We start from the raw sequence: 12,805 nt of genomic DNA on the forward strand, positions 1-12,805 counted from the left end.
AGCATGCGCACCGAACAACCGAAGATGATCTACCTCAAGGACTATCAGGCGCCCGAGTACCTGATCGACGAAACGCACCTGACCTTCGAGTTGTACGAGGACCACAGCCTGGTCCATGCGCAACTGGTGATGCGCCGCAACCCCGAGCGTGGCCCGGGCCTGCCGCCGCTGGTGCTGGACGGCCAGCAGCTGGAACTGCTGTCGGTCACCCTTGCCGACCAGGAGCTTTCCGAGGCGCAGTATCAGCTGACCGAGAATCACCTGACCCTGCACCCGACCAGCACCACCTTCACGGTCGATACCAGCGTCCGGATCCACCCGGAAACCAATACCGCGCTGGAAGGCCTGTACAAGTCCGGCACGATGTTCTGCACCCAGTGCGAGGCCGAAGGTTTTCGCAAGATCACCTATTACCTCGACCGCCCGGACGTGATGAGCACCTTCACCACCACGGTCGTCGCCGAACAACACAGTTATCCGGTGCTGCTGTCCAACGGCAACCCGATCGCTTCCGGTCCCGGTGAAGAGGGCCGGCACTGGGCGACCTGGGAAGACCCGTTCAAGAAACCGGCGTACCTGTTTGCGTTGGTGGCCGGCGACCTGTGGTGTGTCGAAGACAGCTTCACCACCATGAGCGAGCGCAACGTGGCGCTGCGCATTTACGTCGAGCCGGAAAACATCGACAAGTGCCAGCACGCGATGAACAGCCTGAAGAAATCCATGCGCTGGGACGAAGAGGTTTACGGTCGCGAGTACGACCTGGACATCTTCATGATCGTCGCCGTGAATGACTTCAACATGGGCGCCATGGAAAACAAGGGCCTCAACATTTTCAACTCCAGCGCCGTGCTGGCCAAGGCCGAAACTGCCACCGATGCCGCGCACCAGCGGGTCGAGGCGATCGTCGCCCACGAGTACTTCCACAACTGGTCGGGCAACCGGGTGACCTGCCGCGACTGGTTCCAGCTGTCGCTCAAGGAAGGCTTCACCGTGTTCCGCGATGCCGGTTTCTCCTCGGACATGAACTCGGCCACGGTCAAGCGCATCCAGGATGTGGCGTACCTGCGCACCCACCAGTTCGCCGAAGACGCCGGCCCCATGGCCCACGCCGTGCGCCCGGACAGCTTCATCGAGATTTCCAACTTCTACACCCTGACCGTGTACGAAAAGGGCTCGGAAGTGGTCGGCATGATCCACACCTTGCTCGGCGCCGAAGGCTTCCGCAAAGGCAGCGACCTGTACTTCGAACGCCACGACGGCCAGGCCGTGACCTGCGATGACTTCATCAAGGCCATGGAAGATGCCAATGGCGTTGACCTGACCCAGTTCAAACGCTGGTACAGCCAGGCCGGTACACCGCGCCTGGCGGTGAGCGAGTCTTATGACGCTGCGGCGAAAACCTACAGCCTGACCTTCCGTCAGAGCTGCCCGGAAACCCCGGACAAGGTGCAAAAACTGCCGTTCGTGATCCCGGTCGAACTGGGGCTGCTGGATTCCAAAGGGGCAGCGATTGCCCTGCGTCTGTCCGGTGAAGCCAATGCGCAAGGCACCTCGCGGGTCATTTCGGTGACCGAAGCCGAGCAGACTTTCACCTTCGTCGACATCGCCGAACAACCGTTGCCGTCGTTGCTGCGCGGCTTCTCGGCGCCGGTGAAGTTGAGCTTCCCATACAACCGTGATCAGCTGATGTTCCTGATGCAGCATGACAGCGACGGCTTCAACCGCTGGGATGCCGGCCAGCAACTGTCGGTGCAGGTGCTGCAAGAGCTGATCGCCCAGCAGCAGAAGGGCGAAGCGCTGGTACTTGATCAGCGTCTGGTGGCGGCGTTGCGCACGGTGCTTTCGGATGAGTCGCTGGATCAGGCGATGGTCGCGGAAATGCTCTCTCTGCCAAGCGAGGCGTACCTGACCGAGATCAGTGAAGTGGCGGATGTCGAAGCGATTCACACGGCGCGTGAATTTGCCCGTAAGCAACTGGCTGACGCGTTGTTCGAAGGTTTGTGGCTGCGTTATCAGGCCAATCGCGAGTTGTCGAAGCAGACGCCGTATGTGGCCGAGGCCGAACACTTCGCCCGTCGTGCCTTGCAGAACATCGCGTTGTCCTACCTGATGCTCAGCGGCAAGCCGCAAGTCCTGGCGGCAACCCTGGAGCAGTTCGACGCGTGCGACAACATGACCGAGCGCCTGACGGCACTCGCGGTGTTGGTCAACTCACCGTTCGAAGCCGAGAAGGCCAAGGCACTGGCCAGCTTCGCCGAGCACTTCAAGGACAACCCGCTCGTCATGGACCAGTGGTTCAGCGTCCAGGCCGGCAGCGTGTTGCCTGGTGGTCTGGAGCGGGTTCGTCAGTTGATGCAGCATCCTGCGTTCAACATCAAGAATCCGAACAAGGTGCGGGCACTGGTCGGTGCGTTTGCCGGGCAGAACCTGATCAACTTCCATGCCGCTGATGGTTCCGGGTATCGCTTCCTGGCGGATTTGGTGATCGAGTTGAATGGCTTCAATCCGCAGATTGCTTCTCGGCAGTTGGCGCCTTTGACTCGCTGGCGCAAGTACGACAGTGCTCGTCAGGCTTTGATGAAGGCGGAGCTGGAGCGGATTCGGGCTTCGGGGCAGTTGTCCAGTGATGTGTTTGAAGTGGTCAGCAAGAGTTTGGCTTGATCTTGGCTTTTGAACTTGGCGGCCTTTGGGCCGACCAGGTTCTTGGTTGATTGAGTACATATCCGTTGCTGCGGTAACGGCGGCTGGTGGTTTCGCCCTTACGGCGAGTCCCTTTTGGCAAACGCCCCAAAAGGAACCAAAAGGTCTCGCCCCTTACGTACGGCCCCTCGCTGAGGCTCGGGGTTCCTTCGCTCCGGTATTCATCCGGGGGCATTGCCCTCCGGTCGGCTTCGCTTCGACCTACATGCAATGAGTTCGACTGCGTCGAACGGCGCTGCGCGCCATTCCCCGGATAAACACCTCCGCTCAGCCTTCCGAGGGGGCGGGTGGATCAAGATCAAGAGCTGCAGGCGAGCTAACGCTCGGCCTGATGAGTGGTGAGAAGCGACGCGGTGGTGCGGGATGCTCTGCTTTTTGCTCTTCTGTGGGAGCGAGCTTGCTCGCGATGGCGGCCTGTCAGTCGCTTGAATCCTATCTGGTTGCACAAAATTTTCAGAACCCCCATCTACGGCTTTGGCTTTGGCTTTGGCTTTGGCTTTGGCTTTGGCTTTGGCTTTGGCTTTGGCTTTTGATCTTGATCTGGCTTTTGATCTTTCGCCCCTTCGGCAGGCCGAGCGTAGGTGTTCATCAGGGGGTTAGGCGCGTAGCGCCGTTCGACGAAGTCGAACACATCGAGAGGAGGTCGTCGCGAAGCAGACCGTAGGCGATGCCCCCTGATGGACACCGTAGCGAGGGAACACCGAGCCTTGGCGAGGTGCCGTACGCCGGGGCGAAGCCTTTTGGTTCCTTTTTGGCGTTTGAAAAAGGGACTCGCTGTAAGAGCGAAACCGCCAGCAGCCGTTACCGCAGAAATGGATATGTACGCCGATTGGAAAAGCAGCCATTACCGCTGCAACGGATATGTACACCGAACACCGAACACCGAACACCGAACACCGGTCACTACCACCCACCACCAAAACCGCAATCACCCCACCTGATACCCAACCATTCAGAACCCCACCCCCATCCCCCCGGTTAACAAAACATAACGTGGCGTCGATTGTCAGACATTAAAAAACACCGATAGGATAGGCCAGCTTCCGAAGGGGCTCTGGATTGCGGGTTTCAGGACTATGCTCTGAAACAGCCGGTCCGGACACGCACCCTTGCGGCGCCCAGTAAGGTTGAACGACCTAACAATAATAATGGGAGAAGGTCTATGAGTGAGCCTGTCATGGGTGTGGGTATCTGCCGCCCGCCGGCATTACGCAAATTCGCGTTGCTGGCCACAGCGCTCTCGGTGTTGGGCTCTGCCATGCTGTCGGCGCCTGCGCTGGCCGCGGCGGCGCCAGCATCCGATGTTGTCTATTCCATTGAATCGGCCAAGGCCGCCAAAAGCCTGATGCTCGATGTCGTCCACGCCGGCAAGCGCCTGGTGGCGGTCGGGGATCGTGGGCACATCCTGTATTCCGATGACCAGGGCGCTACCTGGACCCAGGCCAAGGTCCCGACCCGGGCCCTGCTGACGTCGGTGTTCTTCGTCGATGACATGCACGGCTGGGCCGTCGGCCATGACGCGCAGATCCTCGCCAGCGAGGACGGCGGCGCGACCTGGACCAAGCAATTCGAAGATCTGAAACGCGAATCGCCGCTGCTCGATGTCTGGTTCAAGGACGTCGACAGCGGCTTTGCCGTGGGCGCCTACGGCTCGCTGATGGAAACCACCGACGGTGGCAAGCATTGGGAAGACGCCAGCGACCGCCTGGACAACGAAGACCAGTACCACCTGAACGCGATCGCCGCGGTCAAGGACGCCGGGCTGTTCATCGTCGGTGAGCAGGGCAGCATGTTCCGCTCCGCGGACTGGGGCCAGACCTGGGAGAAACTCGAAGGCCCGTACGAAGGCTCGCTGTTCGGCGTGATCGGTACGGCGCAGTCCAATACGTTGCTGGCCTACGGCCTGCGCGGCAATCTTTACCGTTCCACGGATTTCGGCACCACCTGGGACCAGGTCGAGCTCAAGGCTGAACGTGGCGACCTGGAGTTCGGGCTGTCCGGCGGTACGCTGCTCGACGATGGTTCCATCGTGATCGTCGGCAACGGCGGTTCGGTCATTCGCAGCAGTGACAATGGCGAAACCTTCAAGGTGGTCAACCGCCCGGACCGTATTTCCGTCTCGGCAGTGACTGCGGCAGGCAATGGCAATCTGGTTCTGGCCGGGCAGGGCGGCGTTCGCGTCACTTCGCCAAGCGGCACCGAGTCGGGCAAATGAGCCGGGTTAATAATAAGAAGGCGGAGCTATGACTTCCTTGAGTACTCATCACCAGGACAAGGCGACGTTCCTCGAGCGCCTGATCTTCAACAACCGCCCGGCAGTGATCACGATCTGCCTGCTGGTCAGTATTTTTCTGTTCTGGCAGGCGACGCTGATCCGTCCGTCCACCAGCTTCGAAAAAATGATCCCGCTGGAGCACCCCTTCATCCAGAAGATGATGGAGCACCGCAACGATCTGGCGAACCTGGGCAACACCGTGCGGATCTCGGTGGAAGCCACCGATGGCGACATCTTCTCCAAGGAGTACATGGAGACCCTGCGTCAGATCAACGACGAAGTGTTCTACATCTCCGGCGTCGACCGTTCCGGCCTCAAGTCGCTGTGGAGCCCCAGCGTTCGCTGGACCGAAGTGACTGAAGAGGGCTTCGCCGGCGGTGAAGTGATTCCGCAAAGCTACAACGGCTCCCAGGCCAGCCTCGATCTGTTGCGCAACAACGTGCTCAAGTCGGGTCAGGTCGGGCGGTTGGTGTCCAACGATTTCAAGTCGAGCATCGTCGACATTCCGTTGCTGGAGTCCTACCCGGACCCGCAGGACCAGGGCAAGCTGCTGGCGCTGGACTATCGCCAGTTCTCCCACGAGCTTGAGGACAAGATCCGCACCAAGTTCGAAGCACAGAACCCGAACGTGAAGATCCACATCGTCGGTTTCGCCAAGAAAGTCGGTGACCTCATCGATGGCCTGGTGATGGTGGTGATGTTCTTCGGCGTTGCCTTCGTCATCACCCTGATCCTCTTGCTGTGGTTCACCAACTGCCTGCGCAGTACGGTCGCCGTGTTGAGCACGACGCTGGTGGCAGTGGTCTGGCAACTGGGCTTGATGCACTTCTTCGGCTTCGGGCTCGATCCCTATTCGATGTTGGTACCGTTCCTGATCTTCGCCATCGGTATTTCCCACGGCGTGCAGAAGATCAACGGAATCGCCCTGCAATCGAGTGAGGCGGACAACGCCCTGACGGCGGCGCGTCGCACCTTCCGTCAATTGTTCCTGCCGGGGATGATCGCGATCCTCGCCGATGCCGTGGGTTTCATCACGCTGCTGATCATCGATATCGGTGTGATCCGTGAGCTGGCCATCGGCGCATCCATCGGTGTGGCGGTGATCGTGTTCACCAACCTGATCCTGTTGCCAGTGGCGATTTCCTATGTCGGCATCAGCAAGCGTGCCGTCGACCGCAGCAAAAAGGACGCGACTCGCGAGCATCCGTTCTGGCGCCTGTTGTCGAACTTTGCCAGCGCGAAAGTGGCCCCGGTTTCCATTCTGCTGGCACTGATCGCCTTTGGCGGCGGCCTTTGGTACAGCCAGAACCTGAAAATCGGCGACCTCGACCAGGGTGCCCCGGAGCTGCGTCCGGACTCGCGCTACAACAAGGACAACAACTTCATCATCAACAACTACTCCACCAGCTCCGACGTGTTGGTGGTGATGGTCAAGACCAAGTCCGAAGGCTGTTCGCGCTACGAAGCCATGGCGCCGATCGACGAGCTGATGTGGAAGATGCAGAACACCGAGGGCGTGCAGTCGGCGATTTCCCTGGTGACCGTGTCCAAGCAAATGATCAAGGGCATGAACGAGGGCAACCTGAAATGGGAAACCCTGTCGCGTAACCCTGATGTGCTGAACAACTCCATTGCCCGCGCTGACGGCCTGTACAACAACAGCTGTTCCGTGGCGCCGGTGCTGGTGTTCCTCAACGATCACAAGGCCGAGACCCTGGATCGCGCGGTACATGCGGTGCAGGAGTTCGCCAAGGAAAACAACAAGGAAGGCCTGGAGTTCATCCTCGCTGCCGGTAACGCCGGGATCGAGGCGGCCACCAACGAGGTGATCAAGAAGTCCGAACTGACCATCCTGGTCCTGGTGTACATCTGCGTCGCGGTCATGTGCATGATCACCTTCCGTTCGTGGGCGGCGACCTTGTGCATCGTGTTGCCGCTGGTGCTGACCTCGGTACTCGGCAATGCCCTGATGGCCTTCATGGGGATCGGCGTGAAAGTGGCGACCCTGCCGGTCGTGGCGCTCGGGGTGGGGATTGGCGTGGACTACGGCATCTACATCTACAGCCGCCTGGAAAGCTTCCTGCGTGCCGGCCTGCCGCTGCAAGAGGCGTACTACCAGACACTGAAGTCCACCGGTAAGGCGGTGCTGTTCACCGGTCTGTGCCTGGCCATCGGCGTGTGCACCTGGATCTTCTCGGCCATCAAGTTCCAGGCCGACATGGGCCTGATGCTGACCTTCATGTTGCTGTGGAACATGTTCGGTGCGCTGTGGCTGTTGCCGGCACTGGCGCGGTTCCTGATCAAGCCGGAGAAACTGGCGGGGCAGAAGGGCAATTCGTTGTTCGCCCACTGATCGACAGCTGAAACAAAAAAGCCGCAACCTTGGGTTGCGGCTTTTTTATGCCCGATGGTTTCGCCCTGGAACCTGTGGGAGCGAGCTTGCTCGCGATTGCGGAGTGTCAGCCGCATTGATATCGAACATTCGGCGGCCATCGCGAGCAAGCTCGCTCCCACAGGGTTCTTCGGTGATCAGGCGGGATCGCTGCCGAGCACCACATTCAGCGCGCTGCGGGCATCGTCCAGCTGCACCAACGTCGCATGCCGCGCGCCGAGGGCGTCGCGGTTTTCGATGGCGGTCAGGATTGCCTTGTGCCGGGGCAACGCCAGTTCATGCAGGTTCGGCCGCTGGTTCGAATGCTTCAAGGCTTCGGCGATGGCCACCGAGAGCATGTTGCACAGGTTGGCCAACAGGTCGTTGTGCGTGGCATCGGCGATGCGACTGTGGAAGTCCAGGTCCGGCTGCAACAGAGCCTCCGGCGTCGGTGCGGCTTCCATGCGTTGGTAGGCCTCACCGATGGAGGCGATATCCGCCTCCGTGGCGAATTGCGCGGCGAGGGCGGCAGCGGCCGGTTCGATGATGCTGCGCACGCTGGTCAGCAGGTCGAAAAACTGATTCTGCGGACTGCTCTGCATCAACCAGTGCAGCACGTCCGGATCGAGCATGTGCCAGTCCTTGCGCGGCTTGACCACGGTGCCGACCCGCGGGCGGGAATACACCAGGCCCTTGGCGACCAGTACCCGGGTGGCTTCACGCAGCACCGGCCGGCTGACCGCATATTCTTCGCACAACAGCGCTTCGGCGGGCAGTTTGTCGTCGGGCAGGAAACGTCCCGAGACGATCTGCATGCCCAGTTCCTGGACGATGCGCGAGTGCATGCTTTTGCGGTCGGAGGGTTTGCGGTAATCCATGGGAAACGGCACGGTCCTGTGCGAAGAGGTGTCGCGCATGATAGCAGGCGCGGCGAGTCGACTGTAGGAGCGAGCTCGCTCGCGATGGACGTCAACGATAACGTGGGGAACCTGACACCCCGCGGCGGTCTCGGGTCCATCGCGAGCAAGCTCGCTCCTACAAGGGGGGTGTCAGTGGGAGTGACGCGGCACTTCAGCCCCACGGCAACCGACCAGGAAGTCGAAGTCGCAACCCTGGTCCGCTTGCAGCACGTGGTCGATGTACAACTGACGATACCCACCGACGATCAGGTTTTGCGGCGGTTGCAGATCGGCCATGCGCGCGGCCAGTTCGGTGTCCGCAATATCCAGGTGCAAGCGGCCGCTGGCGCAATCGAGTTCGATCCAGTCGCCTTCCTTCACTGCGGCCAGCGGACCGCCGGCAGCGGCTTCCGGGGCGACGTGCAGCACAACCGTGCCGTACGCCGTGCCACTCATGCGCGCATCGGAAATACGCACCATGTCCGTCACACCCTGGGCCAGCAGCTTGGCCGGCAGGCCCATGTTGCCCACTTCGGCCATGCCCGGATAACCCTTCGGCCCGCAGTTCTTCATCACCAGGATCGAGTTGGCATCCACGTCCAGTTCCGGATCGTTGATCCGTGCCTTGTACATGTCGAAGTTCTCGAACACCACCGCGCGGCCGCGATGCTGCATCAGTTCGGGCGTGGCGGCGGACGGCTTGAGCACGGCGCCCAGCGGTGCCAGGTTGCCGCGTAACACACAGATGCCGCCATCGGCGCGGATCGGGTTGTCGAGGGTGCGGATCACTTCGTCCTCGCCATAGATCGGCGCGTCCCTGGTGTTCTCGCCGATGGACTTGCCGTTGACGGTCAAGGCGTTCGGGTTCGGGATCAGGTTGGCTTCGCCGAGGCGACGCAGCACCGCCGGTAAGCCACCGGCGTAATAGAACTCTTCCATCAGGAAGCGACCGGACGGTTGCAGGTCGACGATGGTCGGCATGCCGCGGCCGATACGGGTCCAGTCGTCCAGGTCCAGTTCAACCCCAATGCGACCGGCGATGGCTTTCAAGTGAATCACCGCGTTGGTCGAACCGCCGATGGCGGCATTGACGCGAATGGCGTTTTCGAAGGCTTCCTTGGTGAGGATCTTCGACAGCTTCAAGTCTTCGCGCACCATCTCCACGGCACGCATGCCGGACATGTGCGCCAACACATAACGGCGTGCGTCCACGGCCGGAATCGCCGCGTTGTGGGGCAGGGAGGTGCCGAGCGCTTCGGCCATGCAGGCCATGGTCGAGGCGGTGCCCATGGTGTTGCAGGTACCGGCCGAGCGGGACATGCCGCCCTCGGCCGCGAGGAAATCGTCGATGCTGATGGTGCCGGCCTTGACCTGTTCGCTGAGCTGCCAGACCACGGTGCCGGAGCCAATGTCCTTGCCCTTGTGCTTGCCGTTGAGCATCGGCCCGCCGGTGACGACGATCGCCGGCACGTCGCAACTGGCGGCGCCCATCAGCAGGGCCGGGGTGGTCTTGTCGCAACCGGTCAGCAGTACGACGCCGTCAATCGGGTTGCCGCGAATGGCTTCTTCCACGTCCATGCTCGCCAGGTTACGGGTGAGCATGGCGGTAGGGCGCAGGTTCGATTCGCCGTTGGAGAACACCGGAAACTCCACCGGGAAGCCCCCGGCCTCGATCACCCCGCGTTTGACGTGCTCGGCAATCTGGCGGAAATGCGCGTTGCACGGGGTCAGTTCCGACCAGGTGTTGCAGATGCCGATGATCGGCTTGCCATGGAACTGGTGGTCGGCGATGCCCTGATTCTTCATCCAGCTGCGGTACATGAAGCCGTTCTTGTCGGCGGTGCCAAACCATTGGGCGGAGCGCAGGGTGGGTTTCTTATCAGACATGATCTGTTCTCTTATTGTATGACTATATTGTTCGAGCTAAGGCGTAACATAAGCGCAAATTGTGAGCTTTGGAAGTGTTGTTGAGTAAATAGTATTACTATATAGTCCGCTCAAACGAAGGGATGGCCCTGGCGAACATTTCGCGAGAGGCGTCCCACGAGGTTCTATAACAACAACAATCGGAGACCGTTCTCATGAGCCAGGAACTGCGGCTTATCCGCCGCATCACGCTGAAACTGATTCCCTTCCTGATCCTGCTGTACCTGATCGCCTATGTGGACCGCTCCGCGGTCGGCTTCGCCAAATTGCACATGGGCGCAGACATCGGCCTGGGCGATGCCGCCTACGGTCTTGGCGCCGGGTTGTTCTTCATCGGCTACTTCCTGCTGGAAATCCCCAGCAACCTGATGCTCGACCGCTTCGGCGCACGGCGCTGGTTCGCGCGGATCATGGTCACCTGGGGTGCCATCACCATCGGCATGGCCTTCGTCCAGGGGCCGAACAGCTTCTATGTGATGCGCTTTTTGCTCGGCGCCGCCGAAGCCGGGTTCTTCCCGGGCGTTCTGTACTACATCACCCAATGGTTCCCGGTGCGCCATCGCGGCAAGATCCTCGGGCTGTTCATCCTGTCGCAACCCATCGCAATGATGATCACCGGCCCGGTGTCCGGTGGCTTGCTGGGCATGGACGGCGTGTTGGGGCTGCACGGCTGGCAGTGGCTGTTCATCGTCATTGGCGCCCCGGCGATCCTGCTGACCTGGCCGGTGCTGCGTTACCTGCCGGACGGCCCGCAGCAAGTGAAGTGGATGGACCAGGCGGAAAAGGACTGGCTGAGCGGCGAGCTGAAAAAGGATCTGGATGCCTACGGCCAGACCCGTCACGGCAACCCGTTGCACGCCCTCAAGGACAAGCGCGTCCTGCTGCTGGCGCTGTTCTACCTGCCGGTGACCCTGAGCATCTATGGCCTGGGTTTGTGGCTGCCGACCCTGATCAAACAATTCGGCGGCAGCGACCTGGTGACCGGATTCGTCTCGGCGGTGCCGTACATCTTTGGCATCGTCGGTCTGCTGATCATCCCGCGCAGTTCCGACCGCTTGAACGACCGCTACGGCCACCTCGCCGTGCTGTACGTGCTGGGTGCGATTGGCCTGTTCCTCAGCGCCTGGCTGTCGGTGCCTGTGCTGCAACTGGCGGCGTTGTGCCTGGTGGCGTTCGCACTGTTCTCCTGCACGGCGGTGTTCTGGACCTTGCCGGGCCGCTTCTTCGCCGGTGCCAGTGCGGCGGCGGGGATTGCCTTGATCAACTCGGTGGGCAACCTCGGTGGCTACCTCGGTCCGTTTGTGATCGGCGCACTCAAGGAATACACCGGCAACCTGGCTTCGGGCCTGTACTTCCTGTCCGGAGTGATGGTGTTCGGGCTGATTCTGACTGGCGTGGTGTATCGCCTGCTGGAGCGCAAGCACGTCCTGCCAGCCGATCAATTTGCAGCAAGCGCACGTGGGGCTTCCCGTACCTGATTTTGAGGGTTCACACCGACCAAATGTGGGAGCGGGCTTGCTCGCGAAAGCGCAGTGTCAGTCACCGATGATGTCGGGTATGACGACCTCTTCGCGAGCAAGCCCGCTCCCACATGGGTTCTGCGGTGTTCTGACGTATTGTTTACAGGAGAAAATTCATGCGTTTGGTTCAGTTCGAATTGAGTAACGGCGAACGCCGTGTCGGCGTGGTCGAGGCGGGCCTGGTCCGAGAAGTACAGGACGCGCGCACCGTTCGCGATCTGGCATTGGCGGCGATCGAGGCGGGCGCAAGCCTTGAGCAACAGGTGCAAAGCCTGGGGCTGGGCATCAGCCATGACTACGCCCAACTGCTGACGCAACGGCGCATCCTGCCGCCCCTGGACCATGTGGACCCGGCGCACATGCTGGTCAGCGGTACGGGCCTGACCCACCTGGGCAGCGCCTCGGCCCGGGACAAGATGCACCAGCAAAGTGGCGACGAAACCGCGATGACCGACACCATGCGCATCTTCAAATGGGGCGTGGAGGGCGGTAAGCCGGCGGCGGATGAAGCCGGTGTGCAGCCAGAGTGGTTCTACAAAGGCGATGGCGGCATCGTCATCAGGCCGGGCCAGCCGTTCCCCCTGCCGCCGTTTGCCGAAGATGCCGGCGAAGAGCCGGAGATCGCTGGCCTGTACGTGATCGGTCACGACGGCAAGCCGTATCGCCTGGGTTTTGCCGTGGGCAACGAGTTCTCCGACCACGTCATGGAGCGCAAGAACTACCTGTACCTGGCCCACTCGAAACTGCGCAGCTGCAGCTATGGCCCGGAACTGCGGGTTGGCGAACTGCCGCAGCATCTGGCGGGGACCAGCCGCATCCTGCGTGACGGCGAAGTGCTGTGGCAGAACGAGTTTCTCAGCGGCGAGGCGAACATGTGCCACAGCCTCGCCAACCTCGAATTCCATCATTTCAAGTACAGCCAGTTCCTGCGCCCGGGGGACGTGCACATTCACTTCTTCGGCACGGCGACCCTGTCCTTCGCCGATGGCATTCGCACCCAGCCGGGTGATGTGTTCGAGATCACCCAGGCTGAATTCGGCGCGCCATTGATCAACGGCATCGCACCGGTCGCAGCGGCTTTCGCGCCCGGCACCGTTGGCACACTTTGAGGAGT

General features: G+C 61.1%; 7 protein-coding genes. 5 read left to right on the forward strand and 2 right to left on the reverse strand.

The window, feature by feature from the left end:
* Positions 1-3 precede the first annotated feature (3 nt).
* From pepN to PspS34_RS12625, 3 genes are all read left to right on the forward strand, one after another.
* Positions 4-2,661, forward strand: a complete 2,658-nt coding sequence (gene pepN / locus PspS34_RS12615) for an aminopeptidase N (RefSeq protein WP_159389839.1) — start codon at positions 4-6, stop codon at positions 2,659-2,661.
* Positions 2,662-3,862: 1,201 nt separating this feature from the next.
* Positions 3,863-4,915 carry a YCF48-related protein gene (locus PspS34_RS12620; RefSeq protein WP_154860107.1) on the forward strand — a complete coding sequence of 351 codons (1,053 nt, stop codon included), beginning with the start codon at positions 3,863-3,865 and terminating at the stop codon, positions 4,913-4,915.
* A 28-nt stretch (positions 4,916-4,943) separates the two neighbouring features.
* Entirely contained in the window at positions 4,944-7,328 is a 2,385-nt protein-coding gene (locus tag PspS34_RS12625) for an RND family transporter (RefSeq protein WP_102671985.1), read from the forward strand.
* 176 nt (positions 7,329-7,504) lie between these two features.
* Here the strand turns inward: PspS34_RS12625 and PspS34_RS12630 are convergent, their stop codons facing one another.
* Positions 7,505-8,224: a FadR/GntR family transcriptional regulator gene (locus PspS34_RS12630; protein WP_032829613.1), complete on the reverse strand. Its 720-nt coding sequence runs from the start codon at positions 8,222-8,224 to the stop codon at positions 7,505-7,507.
* Positions 8,225-8,395: 171 nt separating this feature from the next.
* Positions 8,396-10,132, reverse strand: a complete 1,737-nt coding sequence (locus PspS34_RS12635; RefSeq protein ID WP_057715018.1) for an IlvD/Edd family dehydratase — start codon at positions 10,130-10,132, stop codon at positions 8,396-8,398.
* Between the two features lie 194 nt (positions 10,133-10,326).
* Between PspS34_RS12635 and PspS34_RS12640 the strand changes: the two genes are divergently transcribed.
* The gene (locus tag PspS34_RS12640; protein WP_150813855.1) at positions 10,327-11,649 is read left to right on the forward strand and encodes an MFS transporter; all 1,323 of its coding nucleotides are present in this window, start codon (positions 10,327-10,329) and stop codon (positions 11,647-11,649) included.
* A 158-nt stretch (positions 11,650-11,807) separates the two neighbouring features.
* Positions 11,808-12,800: an AraD1 family protein gene (gene araD1 / locus PspS34_RS12645; RefSeq protein WP_159389840.1), complete on the forward strand. Its 993-nt coding sequence runs from the start codon at positions 11,808-11,810 to the stop codon at positions 12,798-12,800.
* The last annotated feature ends 5 nt before the right edge of the window (positions 12,801-12,805 follow it).

The organism is Pseudomonas sp. S34, from assembly GCF_009866745.1.
Classification (GTDB): Bacteria; Pseudomonadota; Gammaproteobacteria; order Pseudomonadales; family Pseudomonadaceae; genus Aquipseudomonas; species Aquipseudomonas jessenii.

What these genes read in the sequence shown, in the direction of transcription:
- PspS34_RS12635 (WP_057715018.1), bottom strand. Translation starts at nt 10,132, where the DNA reads ATGTCTGATAAGAAACCCACCCTGCGCTCCGCCCAATGGTTTGGCACC.
- araD1 (WP_159389840.1), top strand. Translation starts at nt 11,808, where the DNA reads ATGCGTTTGGTTCAGTTCGAATTGAGTAACGGCGAACGCCGTGTCGGC.
- pepN (WP_159389839.1), top strand. Translation starts at nt 4, where the DNA reads ATGCGCACCGAACAACCGAAGATGATCTACCTCAAGGACTATCAGGCG.
- PspS34_RS12620 (WP_154860107.1), top strand. Translation starts at nt 3,863, where the DNA reads ATGAGTGAGCCTGTCATGGGTGTGGGTATCTGCCGCCCGCCGGCATTA.
- PspS34_RS12625 (WP_102671985.1), top strand. Translation starts at nt 4,944, where the DNA reads ATGACTTCCTTGAGTACTCATCACCAGGACAAGGCGACGTTCCTCGAG.
- PspS34_RS12640 (WP_150813855.1), top strand. Translation starts at nt 10,327, where the DNA reads ATGAGCCAGGAACTGCGGCTTATCCGCCGCATCACGCTGAAACTGATT.
- PspS34_RS12630 (WP_032829613.1), bottom strand. Translation starts at nt 8,224, where the DNA reads ATGGATTACCGCAAACCCTCCGACCGCAAAAGCATGCACTCGCGCATC.